The organism is Chitinophaga caseinilytica (assembly GCF_038396765.1).
Taxonomy (GTDB): Bacteria; Bacteroidota; Bacteroidia; order Chitinophagales; family Chitinophagaceae; genus Chitinophaga; species Chitinophaga caseinilytica.
In genome coordinates this window covers 1,988,239-2,007,775 of the sequence record NZ_CP150096.1, presented here as the reverse complement: position 1 = coordinate 2,007,775, position 19,537 = coordinate 1,988,239, and the positions used below count along the sequence as shown (strand labels likewise).

The window sequence follows — 19,537 nt, the reverse complement described above, 5'->3', positions numbered from 1 at the left end:
TATACTAATAAAAGTACAGGGTCAAAATTAGGTATGCGGTATGCATTGTATCTGCGCAGTGAATTTTTTACCACCATTTTCCCCTGGCGGGATAATTCCGGTTACCGGGGATATTGTTGACGACATATGCCACGATCAATAACAAAGCCACGCCGGTGGCTACAGGCGTGAGGACGTACAGGTAACCCAGCGCCCGGATCTTTGCGCTGCCGGCGATGGCCAGCAAAGCCGTGGCGCCTCCGGGCGGATGCACCGTTTTCGTCCATTGCATCACCACGATGGAACAGGCCACAGCCAGCGCGCCGGCCAGCCATTCCCATTCGGGGGAAGAGATCAGCAAACCCATCGTTACACCGGTGGCGGCGCTGAGCACATGCCCGCCGAAGACGTTGCGCGGCTGGGCCAGTGGGCTTTGGGTATGCCCGTAAATCAGGACGGCGGACGCGCCGAAGGAGCCCAGCACAAAGAGGTTATCGCGCGCGGGCAGGTAAAAATGATTGATCATCCCGATCAGCCCCACCCCGAGCAAAGCCCCGAGGAAGGACCAGGCCATATCTTTGCGGTCGACCAGCGTTTCCCGGTAAATTACGTACTTCGCTATACGGTAAGTCCGTTTCATATGTCTCTTCATCGGGTGCAAAAATACACCTATCAATAAATTTTCTTAATATCGCCCTAAATTGACTGCCACCCCGTGAAAGAACGTCCTAACACCAACAAGATCACGATCTATGACATCGCCCAGGCGTTGGGGCTCAGCGCTTCCACGGTATCGCGCGCGTTGCAGAACAACCCGCTGATCAACGAAGAAACCCGCACCAAAGTGCAGGACGCGGCCACCAATATGGGCTATGTGCCCAACTGGATCGCGTCGAGCCTGCGCAAGAAAAGGTCCAATATCCTGGGGCTCATCGTGCCCCGCACCAGCATGTATTTCCAGAGCACCGCCATCAGCGGCATCCAGCACGAAGCCCACAAGTACGGGTTCAGCATCGTGATCGGCCAGTCTGACGAAACGGTAGCCATGGAAAAAGAGCTGGCGCACACCTTCTTTTCTTTGCGGGTAGACGGATTGCTGGCGGCTTCGTCCATGTTCACGACCAATATCGACCACTTCTCCCCTTTCATCAAGAATAATATCCCGCTTGTGTTTTACGATCGCGTGCCGCTGGACTTTCCGGGTTACACGATCACGGGCGACGATTTCAAGGGAGGGTTCCTGGCTACTGAGCATCTTATCAAGCAGGGATGCAAAAAGATCGCGCATTTTTCCGGCCAGCTGACCTGTAACCTTTACCAGCAGCGCCTGGCGGGGTATAAGGCCGCATTGGCCAAATATAAGATCCCGTACGACGAATCGCTGCTGTACGTCCACAACCTCACGCTGGACGCGGGCGCCGAAGCGGCCCGGCAGATTTTTGCGGGAAAAGAGCTGCCTGACGGGCTTTTCGCGGCCAACGACGCCTCTGCCGTCGCGTTTATCCAGGAAGCACGGAAAGTAGGGATCGAAATCCCCGGGAAAATCAAGGTGGTAGGATATTCCAACGACCTCTCCTCGCGCATTATCAGTCCTTCCCTCACCACTATCGAACAATCGGGTTACAAAATGGGGGAAAAGGCGGTGGAAACGCTCGTTCAGCTCATCAACAAGGAAGAAAAGATCAAGATCGTGAAGAATTACGTCTTCGAAGTGGAACTGATCCAGCGCGAATCGTCTGCCCTGTAACCTAAACCATATCGTAACCGTTTAATAGCCGATCAACCTACAACAACTTTAGTATGAAGAAATTCTACCTGTTTCTGCTGGCTCCCGCCATGGCATTATTCGCCTGTAACAGAAACGTTTACGTCCCCAATCAGATCAACGTTCCCCTGCTGAAGGAAAAGGGCGAGGTGAAAGCCTCCGTTTCACTGTCTGACTGGCAGGCGGCCTATGCCGTAACCGATAATTTCGCCATCATGGCCAACGGTCAGTATATTTCGCGCCTGCTGACGGTGGATGGCGATGGGGTCGATGATGATCCGATCGTAGACCCCAATACCCGCGGCGGATTGATCGAATTGGGCGCGGGTTATACAAAGGCGCTCGGCGTTTCGAAGAAAGCCGTTTTCGAAGTGTATGGCGGATATGGTTATGGAGGGTTCAGAACGTTGCAGGAATCTTACCTGTACAAGCCCGATTCCGTGAGCGGGTACGACGATTACCGGCTTCGCACGAAGTTTCACAAGTTCTTTATCCAGCCTTCGTTCGGATTGTCGCACAAGGTGGTGGAAGTCGCGGTTTCCACGCGGTTTTCGCTCGTGAATTTCAATAGTGTTTCCAGCGGTTCGCTGACCTGGGACGGCGATCCCAATATGAGAATGGATTTCCAGCGGCTGGACGGCAAGCTGGTCGGTTTCATGGAACCGGCGGCTACGGTGCGCGTGGGCTTTAAAAACATTAAATGGTTCTGGCAGCTGCGCGCCTCCGTTCCCCTGCGTTCGGACGGTGTGGAAGCGGGCCCGACCCTGAACAATTACTTCCAGCCTTTCTCCTTCAATACCGGCATTTCCGTGAATTTCGGGAACTGGCTGAAGGATTAACGAACTGCCGGTTGTCCGGCTGCATTTTAATAAACGGTCTGCACCAGGAAGGGCATTGAATGCCGCCGGTTGCAGGCCGTTTTGTTTGTGGAAGCGGCTTGTAACTTTTGATGCGGACTTCCTTTTCGCTGCCGCCGGATGATGCCAGTGTTGCCTGGTTTTTTCGTGCAGTGATCGCTGGTGAAGATGGGCAGGCTTCGGACCTGCAGGATCTGCTTCAGTAAAAAAACGGATCGCTAACGTGAGTCTTTTTTTATTCCATTTCAGCAGGTGTATAAACCCAGCACTTAAATTGAATAAAATGGCAAACAAAAAATCACTTACCTCTGCATAACGATCGGTTTCGCATCGATCCCCGATTATTTGTTAACCCGAATTCACACATCGACCATCTATGATCCGAATAGATTTCGAGGATACCTATGCAGTGACGAATTGCGATGAAGAACTGATGAGCGCTACGTTTGTTGCGGAGCCGGTGAATGGCGAAAAAATACCATTGAAAACGAGTTTGAATTTCATTGAGCTGAATCTGGCATTTCCAGTCCGAAGCAAGGACGTATTTGTATCACAGGCTATTCCTATCTAATGAGGTTTACTTGAAAAACCATTGTAAACACATTGGAATTGACTGGTATGTCAGGCAATTAAGGACCGGGGAATTTGAGAGATTGCAAAGCGATAGCTACCATCTCCGTCCAAAGTTCGATATACTGCCCAGAAGCAGAAAGGCGACAGATCCATTTCGTTATTATTTGATCATGAAAAACCAATTCAATTCCTGAAATAAAATACAGTTCATTATGTCAAATACTATCCAACAGTGGCTCATAGAAGCACCGCAAAAAGCGGCAGCCTGGACCAAGGCCAATCCAGTTCGATTCGTTCCTCGCTGGGGCGCTAATTTCTGCTTTATGACAGCAATGGTCCCCAGTAAAGAAGATCCAGAAGTATATGTTGAAGCGTATGAAGTTCCGTTATGGACGCCGAAAGAAAAAGTGGATCTAAAAGAAAAAGCGGACCATTAAGCCCGCTTTCCCGAATATTCGAATTCGTTCGATGATTTATTGCAGTTTGATGGCTGCGGCATGCCGGAATCCCTTTTGCTGCGCAGCGGCCGGGATTTTGATCTCTACGACGCCATCCTGCTCCTTCCAGCTCAACTTACCGTTGTAGCCGAGGAGTTGCATTTTCGCGCCTTTCTTAAGCTTTAAACCGTTGAAACGGATCACGGCGGGGAGCTGCTCACCTTCTTTCAGCAGATAGATCGCGTAAATGCCGCCATCGCGCTTTTGAGTGAAGCAGACGTTCCCGTCCTTGTAAGGAGCAATGGAGCGGGTGCCGTAAATCGCGTCGCCGTTCAGTTGCATCCAGGTGCCGATGCTGTCGAGCTTGCGGTAAGCTTCGTCGTGCCAGGTGCCGTCGGGTCCGGGGCCGATATTGAGCAGATAGTTCCCGCCTTTGGCCACGATATCTACCAGGTTATGGATGATCGTGTTGGTGGATTTGTATTGATCGTTGGGAACGTAGCTCCAGGAGCCGCCCATGGTCATGCAGGTTTCCCAGGGATAATCGAGGGGTTTGTCGGGGATGGTTTGTTCGGGCGTACGGTAGTTTTCGTACGGGCCGTGAACGCTGCGGTCTACCACGATGAGGCCTGGCTGGTTCTTCCGCGCCATGGCAGCGATTCCGGGCATATCGATATCCTGGTCCTGCGCCGGTGTTTTGTTCCACGACAGGGATTCTTTGGTATGCATGCTGAGCGGGCGCACCCAGCCACCATCGAGCCAAAGGATGTCGACCTTGCCATAGCCGGTCATCAGTTCCTGGATCTGGTTAAACGTGAATTTTTTGAAGGAATTCCAGCGCTCGGGGTATTTGGACAGTTCGTAGCTCGGGTTACGGTCTTTCGGTGGGAAATAACTCCACCAGTAGGAATCTACGTGCCAGTCAGGCTTGGAGAAGTAAGCACCGATGTGAATGCCTTCTTTACGGAAAGCGTTGAAGACTTCTTTGGTTACATCTGCCCGGGGATCCTTGCTGAAAGGCACATTGGGCGCGGTGATCTTATAATCCGACTGCTTGGTGTCGAACATATTGAAGCCGTCGTGGTGCTTGGTGGTGAAGACCATGTACTTCATCCCGGCTTTTTTGCCGCGGCGGCCCATTTTGCGGGGTCGAAATTTACGGGATTGAAAGTATTGGGCAGCGCTTCGTACTTTTTCACGTACTCGTAATAAGGTACGCCGGCGGGTTGCCGTTGGGTCCAGCCTTCGTCTTCAGGACAAAGGCTCCAGGACTCCACGATCCCCCACTGGGAGTAGGTGCCCCAGTGCATCATCAGTCCGAACTTCCAATCCTGCCATGCTTCGAGTTTTTCGAGCACCAGCGGGTCCGTTTCTTTCACGTACGGCTCGTGCTGCGCCTGGGCGGAAATACCCGCCAGCAGGCAGCCGGCCAATATCAAATGCTTCATCTTCATGGTTTTGTTCACTGTTTTTAATTGTTCACTGTTATGGTTTGGTAACACTTCCAACATGCCAGGCCTGCAATTGCGAACGTACCGCTTCCAGCCCCAGGCTTGTTTCCACCTCCACCGTACGGCTCATGCCCGGCAGCAGGTCGAAGTAGTTATCCGAAAAATGCGATTGGTCGTCTTTGTCCAGCAGCAGCCAGACGTTTTTCGCCAGCTTTTGCGAGCGGAGGGTCACCCGTTTTTTTCCGCCCGATTCCGTCACTTCCAGTTGTATGCCCGGTTCCGGCAGCTGCAGTTCCCGGGGTGCAACAAAATAATACACATTCTCAGAGAGGGTTTGACGCTCATTTACCACTTTGGCATACAATATTACCTTCCGCGGATCAGCGCCCTGCAACAACGCGGCCTTGTCTATCCGCCAGGCGATTTCCGAAGTATTGGCCTTCGCCGTGACCGGCTCGGAAAACGAACGGACCACCTTCCCTTCCATATCCATCAGCGTCAATTCCAGTTTCGCTTTTTCATCCTTCCAAAGATCGTTCACGATATATGCCCTCACTTGCCCCTCTTCGGCGGTAAGGCTTACCAGCAGTGGCGTAAACGCTTTTTGCGCGAAATATTGCAACGCCTTCCAGCGACCGAAATAGTCGATACTGCTCCAGGAGGCCCCGGGCCAGGTATCGTTCAGCTGCCAGTAAAGCGTGCCCATGCAGAACGGCATATTGCGGCGGTGCGCTTCCAGCCCGATCTTCATCCCTTCCGCCTGCAATACCTGGCTCATATAGAGGAATCCGGCGAAATCTTTCGGGCGATGGTAATAATGGTCCATGTAAGTCTGGATCGCCGCATTACCGCGGGTAAAAGATTTTTGGTGCGATTGCATCACGAAGGAATGGATATCCCACTGCGTGGAATCCGCGAACCGGCGAACGGTATGCAGATCGGGGAACGACTGAAAACCGAATTCGCTCATGAAGCGGGGAACGTGCGAAGTAAATGCTTCAAACCACTCCATACCATGCCAGACACCCCAGTAGTGGTTATCTCCATGGCGAAAATCTTCCGCGCGCCCCCAGTTGCTGATGGGCGAGGAGGGAAAGTAGAACCTCCCGGGATCATGCGCCTTCACTTCGTCGCGCAGCAGTTCCTGGAAAAGGGTTTCGTATCCTTTCAGCAACGTGGCCCATTGCGGGTCGGAATAGGCGTAACCATCTTTCCAGCCCCAGTTCCTGATCGCCACGGCCACCTCATTGTTGCCGCACCATAGCGCCAGCGAGGGATGATTGCGCAATCGGCGGATGTTATAGGCAGTTTCTTCCTTTACCTGCGACAGGAAAGCGGGATCGGACGGGTAAAGCGTGCAGGCGAACATAAAGTCCTGCCACACCAGGATCCCTTTTTCATCCGCCAGGTCGTAGAAAATATCGTTTTCATAAATGCCGCCGCCCCAGATCCGGACCATATTGAAATGGCTGATTTCCATGTCATGGAACATTTTGCGATAACGTTCATCTGTAACACGCGGCAGGAAGTTGTCGGACGGAATGTAGTTCGCGCCTTTCATGAACACGGGTTTACCATTGACTTTCACGAAAAAGGAGGTACCGTCCTTATCGGGCGCATTCACGACTTCCACCGTTCGCAGGCCGATGCGGCGGGTCGTTTGCTGGATGGTATCTTTTCCGTGGAGGATCGAAACGGTTACCGGGTACAGGTAGGCCTCCCCCAGTCCATTGGGCCACCAGCGTTTCGGTTGACGAATGGAGAAGGGAACGGTGACCGTCTGGGTGCCGGCCTGAAGTGATGTTTGCAGTTTTTGCGCTGAAAAAGCCTTGTTGCCGCTGTGTACAACGGCGGTATAATTCCCTGCTTGCAGAACGTCCAGCGTAATCGTGGCATCGAGGGTGGCAGCGGCATCGGTGAGTTGTTGCTGGCGCACCCAGGCGTCTTTCAGTTGCAATTTGTTCCAGGAACGGAGGAACACAGGGCGCCAGATGCCGCTGGTCACGTATCTCGGGCCCCAGTCCCATCCGTAATGGTAGGGAGCTTTCCGGGCATGAATGCTGAGGGGAATATCGCTGGCGTCGTTGCCGGCGGGATAAACGAGCCGATCGTTGAGGAATTTCGGCATGTCGTAGGCGATCGGGCTGTGGAACAGGATGCGCAAGGCGTTTCCCCGTTCCCGGGCGATGCCTTTTATGGTCACTTGTTTGCCCACGAACATGTTCCGGGCTTGCAGGATGAGGGAATCGTTGAGGTAGACGTCCGCGTAGGTGTCCAGGCCGGTGAAATCCAGCGCGATGGCGTCCTGCGAGAACATGGAAGCCGGAATATCGAAGGTGGTGCGGTATTCCCAGTCCTTTTTATCGATCCATTGCAGTCCTTTTTCGTTGGCTCCGGCAAAGGGATCGGGAATGAGCCGATGGGCAAGCAGGTCGGTGTGAACGGTCCCAGGAACGGTGGCCCGTCGCCAGATGTTTTCATCGGTCCGGCGGAATTCCCAGCCGGAGTTTAATTCCTGTTGTTGCTGCGCCAGGACCGGCATCGACAAGATCGCCAGTCCCAAAATCCCGATAATTCTCCTCATAACTGTCTGAAAAATGGTTAAATACCGGGTAAAAATAACAGTTTATGAAGAATCGGCGGGCATTTCGGATATTTGGGGCATGAAAAGCATCTGGAACCAGATTTTGCAGTATCTCTACATCCGCAAACGCGACAAATCGGAGCCGCTTAACACCAATACGAAATTGATGCATGGCATGAACAGGATCTCCATCCTAATGTTCCTCGTCGCGCTGCTGATCCTATTATACAAAGTGTTCTTTCATAAGTCGCATTAATGAATTTTTCCGGCTTAAATGGCGATTCGCTAGTTACAGACAATCGGCTTGGTGCGACGGAATACTTTTCTGCGATTGATGTATAGGGTGTTCTATGATAAGTTGCATTACAGAATTTCTATTCAATGGAAATTGTTAGCCAATGAATAGAAGATAAAAAATTTCCTGTGAGACGTCCTGATGATAATCGCTATCGACAACACCCGAACCATCACACCAAACCCCTATCCATCGCTAATTCCATCGTTATCACATTCAATTAAATGCAGATGAAGCGCAATCAAAATAGTAGGATTTTAAAGCGCATCTTCTCGTTCTAAAAGCCATTCACCCACCGCTAAAAAAATGTGCGACCAGGAACTCCCGGCCGCACATGCAATTTTTCCTCTGCAAGGCTCACTTCCCGTGAACCATCTTCACAATTTCTCCCGCCGCCTTCTCCGACGCCGTCCCATCGCCCAAAAGGGTCCAAAGGGTAGCGTAGTCGGCTTTCATCTGTTGATGGCGGGCGGTATCCTTCAATATCAACGTCAATTCTTTCAGGAGATTTTCTTCCGTCAGGTCGTGCTGGATCAGTTCTTTCACCACCAGCTTGTCCATGATCAGGTTCACCAGTGAAATATACTTCACCTTGATCAGCCGCTTGGCGAAGAAATACGAAACCGGGCTCCCTTTATAACAAACCACCTCCGGCACGCCGAACAGCGCCGTTTCGAGAGTGGCCGTTCCGCTGGTCACCAGCGCAGCCGTAGCCTGCAACAGCAATGGATACGTCTGATTCTTCACCGTGGAAACGTTCGGATAAGCATCCGTAAACTGACGAAGAAACGAATCGTCCAGACTGGGCGCCTGCGCCACGATGAACTGGTATTCCGGAAAATACTTCGCTACGGAAAGCATCACGGGCAACTTCTTCAACACTTCCTGCTTACGGCTGCCGGGCAGCAGCGCGATAATCGGCTTGTCGGAAAACGGCGGCAACGGCGGCGCCTGCTGCGCAGCCTTCACGGCTTCAATCAGCGGATGCCCAACATACGTCACTTCGAAATTCCACTTTTTATAAAAATCCTGCTCAAACGGCAGGATCACCAGCATCTTATCTACCACCTCACGAATCTTCTTCACACGCCCTTCCTTCCAGGCCCAGACCTGCGGACTGATATAATAAACCGTCCGGATGCCCTGCTGTTTCGCCCATTCGGCGATGCGCAGGTTAAACCCGGGATAATCGATCAGGATGAGCACATCCGGTTGCCAGGCTGCGATGTCCTGTTTACAGTAATCGAGGTTTTTAAGAATGGTGCGCAGGTTCATGATCACTTCAGCAAAACCCATGAATGCCAGGTCGCGGTAATGCTTTACCACGGTGGCACCGGCTTTCTGCATGAGATCGCCGCCCCAGCAGCGGATATCGGCCGAGGGGTCCTGTTTTTTGAGTTGAAGGATCAGGTTGCTTCCGTGCAGATCGCCGGAGGCCTCTCCCGCAATGATGTAATACTTCATGCCCCGTTCTTAGATGATTTTAAGCAGCAAGATAACGATTGCGTATAACAATGTGATCAGGAATATCCCGCGGGCCGTGAGGTCGCGGCGTTTGCGGGTATACAGGTAAAACACGATCCCGTTGGCCAGCAGGCAAATGCTGATGATTTTGGGGATGAGGAACCGGTTGTCGCCTAACATTTTGATGAATTCCCCCAGCCCCTGGCCTTTCGGGTAAAAAACACCCAAATAATATAGCAGAAAGGCGATAATGGGAGTCAGGAGCCCCAGCAAAATGCCCAGCGATAGTTTGTCTTGTTTCAACATGGTCATAGGATTATCGGAAATGCCATTCGGCTTCCAGTTGTTTTTTCAGGCGGTAGTTGGTAAGGTCGAACTGCACTGGCACGAGCGATGTGTAGTTGTTCTCGAGCGCCCAAACGTCGGTATCGTCGCCACTGTCCTGGTTCTTGAACGCGCCGGTAAGCCAGTAGTATTTCTTGCCGTGAGGGTCTCTCCGTTCGTCGAACTCCTCCTGCCACTTGGCGTTAGCCTGCCGGCAGATACGGATACCTTTATATTCTTTCTCCGGAACGGCCGGAATATTCACGTTGAACAGGGTATGCGCCGGCAGCGGGGTTTCCAGCATTTTGCGCGTCACTTCATGCGCTACCTTCCGCGGGATGGACATATCCGCATCATACGCATAGTCCAGGAATGAAAACCCTACCGACGGAATTCCCTCGATAGCCGCTTCCATGGCGGCCGACATAGTGCCGGAATAAATGATGTTGATGGAATGGTTCGCACCGTGGTTGATGCCGCTCACGCAAACATCGGGCGCACGGTCCAGGATTTTGTCGCGGGCGAGCTTTACACAATCGACCGGCGTACCGGAACATTGCCAGGCCTCAATACCCTCGAAGATATCCACGGAATTCAGCCGGAGGGGAAACCCCAGCGTAATGGCGTGGCCTTTGCCGGACTGCGGACTGTCGGGCGCTACCACCACCACCTGCCCCAGGGGCCGTACGGCTTCGATCAGGTTGCGGATGCCCGGGGCGGTTATCCCGTCGTCGTTCGTCACCAGTATCAATTTTTCCTGCTTCACCTTTTTACTTTTATCAACAAATGTACATGCACCGGCCCACAATTCCTGCGGCCGTTCGGAATATTAACGATGAGATCAAAGATCGGACCGCTTGATCCTCCGGTAAGCGAGGAAGCTGAACAACAAAATGTACCCGAAAGCTATCAGTTGCAATGTCGATTGCTCGAACGGCTGAATCCCCTGCGATGCCAACTGGTTCACGAGTTTTGTTTCCCCGGGGATCATCCTGTCGGTACATTCCAGCGGAAAAAGTGCGCCCAGATGTGCCCTCACTTTAAAATCCACCAGCCGGCTGATGAAAAACTCGAATACATATGCATACATCACGTAAATAGCGATCGCCACACCGGCACGGCGCATGAACACACCGAGGAACATCGCCAACGCCAGATAATCCATCGACTGTACAAATATCAGCCAGATCATTCCCATCCCATCGCCCGGACTTCCATTTCCAGACCGCAAGCCAAAAAATACGGCGCAAAGGGTGATCACGAGCGTCATAAACAACGCCATGGTGATCATCACACCGAATTTGGCCAGGATATACTGGTCTCTGCTCCACCCGTCGATAATATTCTGGCGGCTGGTACGGAAGTTATTTTCGTTCGTCAGGAAGATGATAAGCAGAATGCCCATGATCGGGTACATCATACTGCCGATCCAGGCGGTCGTTTCCCAGGCTTTGGGGAAGCTGAATGCGCCGAGGAAGGTGGCCATTTGGCTGTTGTTTTTCAGGATCAGCTCGTACGACCATAAAATCAATGGCACGATCACGAGGAACAGTCCGGATAAGAGCCAGAATGTACGATAGGCTTTAACTTTCAGCCATTCTATTTTCAAAAGTTCGGTCATGGCGGGGGGATTAATTGGTCAGTTCAATGAAACGCGCTTCCAGGCTCTTTTTGCGCAGTGCGAGATAGTTGAGGGCAACGCCTTGCTCGAAGCAATAACGATTCACCTGTTCTGCAGTTTGCCCGTTATCGAAAACGGCCTGGAAACCGCCGTTATGCCGGCGCAGGGAGCGCAAGCCCGGCATGGCGTTCAACACCTGTTCCAGTTTGTTGCCGTCAGCCGAATTTACCTCGATCATATCTTCACTCGCCAGCACTTCGTCTACATGCCCGGAAGTGAGGAGCGTCCCCATTTTCAGGATCGCCACGTGGGTGCAGACTTTCTCCACTTCATCGAGGAGGTGACTGGCCATGATGACGGTGGTGCCCTGGCGCCCCAGTTCCCGGATCAACTCACGGATCTCGGCGATACCGGCAGGATCGAGGCCGTTGGTGGGCTCGTCCAGCAGCAGCACTTCCGGATTGCCCAGCAAAGCACTGGCAATGGCGAGGCGCTGTTTCATCCCCAGCGAAAACGTACTGAACTTCGAATCTTTCCTTGCCCAGAGTCCACAGATTTTCAGCACGCGCTCGATGTCGTCGTGCCCGCGCTGCTTGATGGCTGCGGCGATCTCCAGGTTTCGGACCGCGGAATAATAATGGTAAAAATTGGGTGTTTCCAGCAGGGTGCCGATGCGGCGGCGGAGGGAATGATGCGGCGGCTGGCCGAACCAGGCATAAGTGCCCGAATCAGCCTTCAGCACATCCATCACGATCCCCAGCAACGTCGTTTTACCGCTGCCGTTAGGGCCCAGTACCCCGAAAACGCTGCCCGCGGGCACGTCGAAGGAAACGCCTTTCAACGCCTGGACAGGGCCATAGCGCTTGGAGAGCTGGTGCAGGGATAGCATGTGTGTGTTTTCCAAGTTGACAGATTTGAATGGCGAAAATATAAAATCAGTTTCGGATCGGCTTGCCCGTTTTCAGCACGCTCTGGAGCCTTTCCAGGGTTTTCCGCTCTCCGCAAAGGCTGAGGAACGCTTCCCTTTCGAGATCGAGGAGGTATTGCTCGCTGACAAGCGCAGGCTCAGACAGGTCGCCGCCGCACATTACGTACGCCAGCTTCCCGGCGATCTTGCCGTCGTGCTCCGAAATATAGTTGGCAAATTTCATGGCATTGATACCGGTGAGCATCGCGCCCAGGGCGCCACGCCCCAGCACCCGGATGTCCGTCCGCTCGATAGGCCGCACGTATCCCGCATCGGCCAGTTCCACGGCCTTCTGCTTGGCGTCTGCGATGATCCGGCTGTGGTTGAGGCTCACCGCGTCCGTTCCGTGCCGCAGGATCCCCAGTTCGAACGCCTCCGCGGCCGACGTGGCCACCTTCGCCTGCGCGATGGTCAGGAAGCGGTCCTGCAAAATCGGGTTCTCGATCTGCCCCTCCCGGTATTCGTCAGACGCGCGCAGTGCAAATTCCTTGGTACCACCGCCGCCGGGGATCAGTCCCACCCCCAGCTCCACCAGGCCGATGTACGTTTCCGCACCGGCCTGCACCGCATCCGCATGGAGGCTCATCTCGCATCCTCCGCCCAATGTCAGCCCGTGCGGCGCCACCACCACAGGGATGGAAGAATACCGCAGCCGCATCGTGCTCCGCTGGAACAGGCGGATGGCCATGTCCAGCTCGTCGTACTCCTGCTCCGCCGCAAACATGAAGATCATGCCCACGTTGGCACCGGCCGAGAAATTGGCCGCGTCGTTGGCGAGCAACAGGCCGCGGAAGTCTTTCTCCGCACGGTCGATGGATTTGTGCACACCTTCCAGCACCTCGCCGCCGATGGTATTCATCTTGGTCTTCCATTCAAGCGACAAAATCCCGTCGCCCAAATCGTACAGGTTGCAGGCGCTGTTTTTCCAGACGATGTTGTTGGAAATATTTTCGAGGATGATGAACGCGTCTTCACCAGGTACCGGCTTGTAAGATTTCGAAGCGAGGTCGTAATAGAATTTCTTCCCGCCATCGATTTTGTAAAAGCTTTTCACGCCGGCAGCCAGCATTTCTTCCACCCAGGGAGCCACTGTCCGGCCTTTGTCTTTAATGGTTTTAATACCGTTTTCCACACCGAGCAGGTCCCAGGTCTCGAACGCCCCGATCTCCCAACCGAAGCCGGCTTTCATGGCGTCGTCCACTTTGTAGAGGTCATCGGCGATTTCGGGAATGCGGTGGGAAATGTAGGAAAACAGGTACGCGTGGAAGTTTTTGTAGAACTCGCCCGCTTTGTCGCTGGCGCCTGCCAGCATTTTGATACGTTGCTTGAGGTCTTCCACGGGCTTCGCTGCGTCGATGGACGCGAATTTCGCGCGCTGCTTCGGACCGTATTCCATGGTCTGAAGGTTGAGGGTAAGGATTTCCTTCCCGCCTTCGCCTTTCGTTTTCTTGTAAAAGCCCTGGCCGGTTTTATCGCCGAGCCAGTTATTCTCCACCACTTTCTGCAGGAACGGCGGAATGTCCATGATGGCGCGCGCTTCGTCGTTCGGCGCGTTCTCGGCCACGCCTTTGGCCACTTTCACGAGCGTGTCGATGCCTACCACATCTGCGGTGCGGAAGGTGGCGGACTTGGGCCGGCCGATGATGGGGCCCGTCAATGCGTCGATCTCATCGATCCCCAACCCCATTTCCTGCATGATGTGGAAAATGGCCATGATGGAGAAAACGCCCACGCGGTTGGCGATGAACGCCGGCGTGTCTTTACACAGCACGGTGGTTTTGCCGAGATACAGGTCGCCGTAATGCATGAGGAAATCCGTCACGGCCGGGTCTGTATGCGGCGTGGGGATGATTTCCAGCAGGCGGAGATAGCGGGGCGGGTTGAAGAAGTGCGTGCCGCAGAAATGTTTTTGAAAGTCTTCGCTGCGCCCTTCCGTCATGAGATGGATGGGAATGCCGGAAGTATTGGAAGTGATGAGGGTGCCGGGCGTACGGAATTTCTCCACCTGTTCGAACACCTTTTTCTTGATATCGAGATTTTCTACCACCACTTCGATGATCCAGTCGCAGCCTGCGATGGATTTCATATCGTCGTCGAAGTTGCCGGTGGAGATGTGATTGGCGGCTTCTTTGGTATAAAGCGGGGAAGGATTGGATTTGATGGCGGCCTGAAGCGCGTCGTTCACGATGCGGTTGCGAACGGCTTTGCTTTCGAGGGTGAGGCCTTTGGCTTTTTCCTTTTCGTTGGGTTCTTTCGGCACGATATCGAGCAGTAAAACCTTCACGCCTACACCGGCGAAGTGGCACGCGATCCGCGAGCCCATTACACCAGAGCCCAGCACAGCAACTTTATTGATCCTTCTTTGCATAATTTCCAGCTTTAGAGCAATGAATTTAGCATTTTTTACGGTTGAAAACTTGCGTAAACAGAAAAAGGCCGGCGAATCCGCCGGCCTTTTAACATTATTTTCTCACGATCAGCTGATCCCGCTTCCCGGGGCCACGGTGGCATCCGGGTTCACGAATACGAGCTTGCCGTTATCTTCCGCCATGAGGATCATGCCCTGGCTTTCGATGCCGCGCATTTTGCGGGGGGCCAGGTTGGCGACGAGCGTCACCTGTTTGCCGATGATGGCTTCCGGCGCGTAATGCTCTGCGATCCCCGACACCACGGTCCGCTGTTCGCTGCCGAGGTCTACGGTGAGTTTCAACAGTTTATCCGCTTTCGGTACTTTTTCGGCATGCGTGATGGTACCGGCGCGCAGGTCCAGCTTCGCGAAATCGTCGTACTGGATCTCAGCTTTGGCGGGCTTCGCTTCCGGCGCAGGCGCAGCAGCTGCGGCCGCCGCGGCAGACTTTTTCAGTCCGGCATGAAGTTTTTCCACCTGTGCCGTTACCTGTTCGTCTTCGATCTTCTTGAACAGCAGTTCGGGCGCGCGCAGCGAGTATCCTACGCTAACAAGCTTCATGCTGCCGGCGTTTTCCCAATCCAGCATCCTGTCAACCACTTTCAGCATATGGCAGATTTTCTGCGCGGTAAACGGCAGGAAGGGATTGAGGAAAATGGCGAGGTTGGCCGTCAGCTGCAGGCACACGTGCATGCAGTTGTCGATCTTTTCCTGGTTGGCAGCCTGCAGTTCCGGCGTTTTCGCCAGGATCCAGGGTTGCTTTTCCTGGAGGTAGCGGTTGCCTTCGCGGGCTACGTTCATCACTTCGGCGAGGGCGTCGCGGAAGCGGAAGTTCTCGAGGTTCTCGGCGATCTTCAGTTTCGCGTCCTGCAACATCGCAAAAATGGCATCGTCTGCCGCATCTTTCACGGAAGCGTGCATTTGAGGCACTTTCCCGCCGCAAAGCTTGTGCATCAATACCATGGTACGGTTCACGAAGTTGCCGAGGTTAGCGACCAGCTCGTTGTTATTCCTGTCCTGGAAATCCTTCCAGGTGAAGTCGTTGTCTTTCGTTTCAGGCGCCGTGGAGCAGAGCACGTAGCGGAGCACGTCCTGCTGGTCCGGGAAATCCTGGATATAATCGTGTACCCACACGGCCCAGTTGCGGGAAGTGGATACTTTTTCACCTTCGATGTTGAGGAATTCGTTGGCCGGAACGTTGTCGGGAACGATGAAACCGCCGTGGCCCTTGAGCATCGCGGGGAAGATGATACAGTGGAACACGATATTGTCTTTCCCGATGAAATGCACCAGGCGCGTGTCGTCCTTGCACCAGTAATCGGCCCAGTTTTCGGTGAGCTCTTTGGTGGCGGAGATGTACCCGATCGGCGCGTCGAACCAAACGTACAGCACTTTCCCTTCGGCGTCTGGCAGCGGCACCTTGATGCCCCAGCTGCTGTCGCGCGTCATGGCGCGGCTTTGCAGGCCATTGTCCAGCCAGCTTTTGCACTGTCCGAACACGTTATTTTTCCATTCCTTGTGGTCTTCGAGGATCCATTGTTTCAGCCAGGGCTCGTATTGCTGGAGGGGCATGTACCAGTGTTTGGTCTTGCGCTTCACCGGCACCGCGTCGCTGAGGGCGGAACGGGGGTTGATGAGCTCATCCGGGCTGAGGGAACTGCCGCAACGTTCGCACTGGTCGCCGTAAGCACGGTCGTTACCGCATTTCGGGCAGGTACCGATGATGTAACGGTCTGCGAGGAACACCTGTTTGATCTCGTCGAAATATTGTTCTGATTCCCGTTCTTCGAACAGGCCTTTATCGTACATCTCCTTGAAGAACGCCGCGGCCGTTTCATGATGGACCTGGCGGGAGGTGCGGGAAAATATATCGAAAGAAATGCCCATGGCCGCGAAGCTGTCGCGGATGACGGCGTAGTATTTATCAACGATGTCTTGCGGGCTCACGTTTTCCTGCATGGCTTTGATCGTGATAGGCACTCCATGCTCGTCTGTCCCGCAGACGAATTTTACATCCATTTTCCTGGCCCTGAGATACCGCACGTAAATATCGGACGGCAGATAGCAGCCGGCCAGGTGCCCGATGTGCACCGGTCCGTTGGCATAGGGTAAAGCCGCCGTCACCAGGTATCTGTTAAATTTTTCCATTGGCGTATTCTCCGTTAAAAAATTGAAAATAACACTTACTTTGGTCACCCGAAGCAGGTTATTTGTGAATTTATTACTAATCTGCAAAGGTAAACTAAAGCGACGACGAATGAGCAAAATTCCGCCCTATCTTAAAAAAGGCGACCTTATAGGCATTATGTGCCCCAGCAGTAAAATGGAGCTCCAGGTGGCCGAGTTTGCGGCAGACGTACTGCGGTCATGGGGCTACCGCGTCCACCTCGGTATCACCGTTGGCACCAGCTTCCATAATTTTTCCGCGCCCGACGAGCTCCGGTTGGAGGAATTGCAGGATATGATGGACGATCCGGAGATCAAGGCGATCCTTTTCGGCCGCGGGGGCTACGGCCTCGTGTGCATCCTCGACCGGATCAACTTTTCCCGCTTCCGCCGCCATCCCAAATGGCTTTGCGGGTATAGCGACATCACGGTGCTGCATACCCATCTCCAGGAACAATTCAAGATCGCCAGCCTCCACACCCTCATGTGCAGCGGCATCACCCCGTCTACCCAGGACAATAATTATGTAGCCAGCCTCCGCGATGCCCTGTCCGGCAAACGGAGCCGGTATACCGCCGAGCCCCACCACATGAACCGTACCGGTAAAGCCGCCGGCAAACTGGTGGGCGGCAACCTGACCCTCCTTTCCAACGTTTCCGGCACCGCATCCCAGCCCAACACCAAAGGGAAAATCCTCGTGCTGGAAGACATCGGCGAATACCGCTATAACGTAGACCGCATGATGTACAACCTCAAACGGGCAGGCTGGCTCGATAACCTGGCCGGCCTCGTGGTGGGCTCGTTCGCCGATCCCCGGGAAACGGAAACCCCGTTCGGCCAGACCGAGTTCGAGATCATCCGCAACCTGGTGGCGGAATACGACTATCCCGTGTGCTACGACTTCCCCGTCGGGCATCAGGACGAGAACTACGCCCTCAAAATGGGCGTGCCGCACGAGCTGAAAGTGACGCCCCGCGGCGTTTCGCTGACGGAGGTGCGCTGATCCCGCAGGCGTCCTGTCAAAGTTGCAGGATGGAATCGAGTTTTTGGTGGTAGAAGGGATAATCCCCGAGGTTATTATGCTCCCCGCCCTTGATCGTGAACAACGTATCGCCCGGCTTGAAGAAAGTTTTCAGCTTCTCGCCGGAGGCGTAGGGTACCGTTTCGTCGTCCGTTCCGTGGAAAATCACGACGGGGGCGGTCACTTTGGGGAGATATTCGTAAGTGGGCAGCTTGAAATCGAGCATGAGGCTGTAGGGATAGATGGGCGCCGCTTCGGCTGCCACGTCGTGGATGCTGTAGTAGGGCGTTTCGAGGATGAGGCGCCTGCAATCGCGGACAGACGCCAGTTCCGTAGCGATCCCCGTGCCGAGGGATTTCCCGTAAATCACGATCTGGTGGGGCGCAAAGCGGGTGCGGGCCACCTTGTACATGAGGAGCGCATCCTCGTACAACGCTTCTTCCGTCAACCTGCCCGTACTTTTCCCGAATTCCCGGTAATCCATGATGAGCACTTCGTACCCGTTCCGGGTAAAATCGGGCATATACTTCGCATACCGGTTGATATTGGCCGTATTCCCATGAAAATACAGCACCATCCCCCGCGCATTCTCCGCTTTGAACAAAACCGCGCTCAGCTTCACTTTCTTATTGACGGGGATGAGCATTTCCTGGAAAGGCACGTCGAATTTGTACTGATAATTGACCGGCAGCACTTCCGGGTGAAATAGCAGTTTATCCTGCAGAAAATACAATATCACCCCGGCCAGGAGGTACGCGGCGATGGCCCACAGGGCGATCTTCTTCAGATATTTGCGGATGGTAGACGGCTGCTGCTCCATGATTCGTAAACTTTATTCCTGCAGGATGTCGCGGATGAAAGTATGATACTCCGGGAAAGACGGCAGATTGTTATGCCCGCCGCCCTGGATGCGGATCAGCGTCACTTTCGCGGGATTGAGCGCGCGGAGGGCTTCGCTGTGGCGGATAGGGATCAACCTGTCTTTCGTTCCATGCAGGATGTAGGTGTGGCAATTCACTTTCCGGATCCATTGATCGGCGCGAAGGTGATACCGCAACACCCAGGTTACCGGTAAAATAGGCAAAAATCGCTTGACGACGCGGGTAAAACTGTAATACGGCGCGTGCAGGATGCAGTACCGTGGCCGGTTATCGCAGGCCAGCTTCACCGCAAACCCGCTCCCCATGCTCCTTCCGTAAACCAGCATGTGGCTTTCGGGGTATTTTTCCAGCTGCACGTCGTACACGAACTGCGCATCCTTCAGCAACTGCGGTTCCGACCGCTTTCCCGTGCTCTTCCCGAACCCGCGGTAATCCACCATGAGCACGTCGTAGCCATGACGGGTATAGTCGCGGGCGTATTTGCCCCAACCCTTGATGCTGCGGGTGTTCCCATGAAAATACAGCAAAAGCCCCCTCGGCTCCGGCACCTTGAAATGCAGCCCGTTCAGCCGCACGCCCGGTTCGGGGTCGAAGAAAAGCTCCTCGAAAGGCTGATCGTACCGGAAAGTGAAGTCAGGATGCAGTTTCTCCGGCTTCCAGATGAAGCGGTCCTGGATGACGAAGGCCAGTACGATGAGAACGATATAACCGGCGAGGATGTAGTATACCATACAGGACCGGGACT

The 19,537-nt window shown here is 53.9% G+C and carries 16 protein-coding genes and 1 pseudogene; 5 read left to right on the top strand and 12 right to left on the bottom strand.

From position 1 onward, the window contains the following. Nucleotides 1-67: 67 nt before the first annotated feature. On the bottom strand, nucleotides 68-631 hold the full coding sequence (locus tag WJU22_RS08630; protein ID WP_341842834.1) for an HPP family protein: 564 nt from the start codon (nucleotides 629-631) through the stop codon (nucleotides 68-70). Between the two features lie 63 nt (nucleotides 632-694). Between WJU22_RS08630 and WJU22_RS08625 the strand changes: the two genes are divergently transcribed. From WJU22_RS08625 to WJU22_RS08615, 3 genes are all read left to right on the top strand, one after another. Next, nucleotides 695-1,726, top strand: a complete 1,032-nt coding sequence (locus tag WJU22_RS08625) for a LacI family DNA-binding transcriptional regulator (RefSeq protein WP_341842833.1) — start codon at nucleotides 695-697, stop codon at nucleotides 1,724-1,726. A gap of 53 nt (nucleotides 1,727-1,779) precedes the next feature. Beyond that, nucleotides 1,780-2,583, top strand: coding sequence for a hypothetical protein (locus WJU22_RS08620; protein WP_341842832.1), 804 nt, complete (start codon nucleotides 1,780-1,782; stop codon nucleotides 2,581-2,583). An 803-nt stretch (nucleotides 2,584-3,386) separates the two neighbouring features. After that, nucleotides 3,387-3,611 carry a hypothetical protein gene (locus tag WJU22_RS08615; RefSeq protein ID WP_341842831.1) on the top strand — a complete coding sequence of 75 codons (225 nt, stop codon included), beginning with the start codon at nucleotides 3,387-3,389 and terminating at the stop codon, nucleotides 3,609-3,611. Nucleotides 3,612-3,647: 36 nt separating this feature from the next. Here WJU22_RS08615 and WJU22_RS08610 read toward each other — a convergent pair. Together WJU22_RS08610 and WJU22_RS08605 are read right to left on the bottom strand one after the other, a co-directional pair. After that, nucleotides 3,648-5,059 (bottom strand): annotated as a pseudogene (locus WJU22_RS08610) (alpha-L-fucosidase). Between the two features lie 37 nt (nucleotides 5,060-5,096). Continuing rightward, nucleotides 5,097-7,646 (bottom strand): beta-mannosidase, encoded by a 2,550-nt coding sequence (locus WJU22_RS08605; protein WP_341842830.1) that lies wholly within the window; start codon nucleotides 7,644-7,646, stop codon nucleotides 5,097-5,099. Nucleotides 7,647-7,725: 79 nt separating this feature from the next. Here WJU22_RS08605 and WJU22_RS08600 point away from each other — a divergent pair, with 79 nt between their 5' ends. After that, a complete protein-coding gene (locus WJU22_RS08600; RefSeq protein WP_341842829.1) occupies nucleotides 7,726-7,902 on the top strand; it encodes a DUF6728 family protein in 177 nt (58 codons plus the stop codon). A 396-nt stretch (nucleotides 7,903-8,298) separates the two neighbouring features. On the opposite strand, the gene lpxB is transcribed toward WJU22_RS08600, so the two are convergent. From lpxB to metG, 7 genes are all read right to left on the bottom strand, one after another. Further along, a complete protein-coding gene (gene lpxB, locus WJU22_RS08595; protein ID WP_341842828.1) occupies nucleotides 8,299-9,405 on the bottom strand; it encodes a lipid-A-disaccharide synthase in 1,107 nt (368 codons plus the stop codon). A 9-nt stretch (nucleotides 9,406-9,414) separates the two neighbouring features. Then, entirely contained in the window at nucleotides 9,415-9,711 is a 297-nt protein-coding gene (locus WJU22_RS08590) for a hypothetical protein (protein WP_341842827.1), read from the bottom strand. A gap of 10 nt (nucleotides 9,712-9,721) precedes the next feature. Then, the gene (gene surE, locus WJU22_RS08585) at nucleotides 9,722-10,495 is read right to left on the bottom strand and encodes a 5'/3'-nucleotidase SurE (protein ID WP_341842826.1); all 774 of its coding nucleotides are present in this window, start codon (nucleotides 10,493-10,495) and stop codon (nucleotides 9,722-9,724) included. 75 nt (nucleotides 10,496-10,570) lie between these two features. Continuing rightward, nucleotides 10,571-11,350 (bottom strand): ABC transporter permease, encoded by a 780-nt coding sequence (locus tag WJU22_RS08580; protein WP_341842825.1) that lies wholly within the window; start codon nucleotides 11,348-11,350, stop codon nucleotides 10,571-10,573. A 10-nt stretch (nucleotides 11,351-11,360) separates the two neighbouring features. Further along, entirely contained in the window at nucleotides 11,361-12,254 is an 894-nt protein-coding gene (locus WJU22_RS08575) for an ABC transporter ATP-binding protein (RefSeq protein WP_341842824.1), read from the bottom strand. Nucleotides 12,255-12,285: 31 nt separating this feature from the next. Continuing rightward, complete coding sequence (locus tag WJU22_RS08570) at nucleotides 12,286-14,685, bottom strand: 3-hydroxyacyl-CoA dehydrogenase/enoyl-CoA hydratase family protein (protein ID WP_341842823.1); 2,400 nt, start codon at nucleotides 14,683-14,685, stop codon at nucleotides 12,286-12,288. A 108-nt stretch (nucleotides 14,686-14,793) separates the two neighbouring features. After that, nucleotides 14,794-16,872 carry a methionine--tRNA ligase gene (gene metG / locus WJU22_RS08565; RefSeq protein WP_341842822.1) on the bottom strand — a complete coding sequence of 693 codons (2,079 nt, stop codon included), beginning with the start codon at nucleotides 16,870-16,872 and terminating at the stop codon, nucleotides 14,794-14,796. Between the two features lie 109 nt (nucleotides 16,873-16,981). Between metG and WJU22_RS08560 the strand changes: the two genes are divergently transcribed. Then, nucleotides 16,982-17,893 (top strand): LD-carboxypeptidase, encoded by a 912-nt coding sequence (locus WJU22_RS08560; RefSeq protein WP_341842821.1) that lies wholly within the window; start codon nucleotides 16,982-16,984, stop codon nucleotides 17,891-17,893. Nucleotides 17,894-17,909: 16 nt separating this feature from the next. On the opposite strand, the gene WJU22_RS08555 is transcribed toward WJU22_RS08560, so the two are convergent. Beyond that, a complete protein-coding gene (locus tag WJU22_RS08555; protein WP_341842820.1) occupies nucleotides 17,910-18,731 on the bottom strand; it encodes an alpha/beta hydrolase in 822 nt (273 codons plus the stop codon). Nucleotides 18,732-18,743: 12 nt separating this feature from the next. Then, the gene (locus WJU22_RS08550; protein WP_341842819.1) at nucleotides 18,744-19,523 is read right to left on the bottom strand and encodes an alpha/beta hydrolase; all 780 of its coding nucleotides are present in this window, start codon (nucleotides 19,521-19,523) and stop codon (nucleotides 18,744-18,746) included. Nucleotides 19,524-19,537 lie beyond the last annotated feature (14 nt).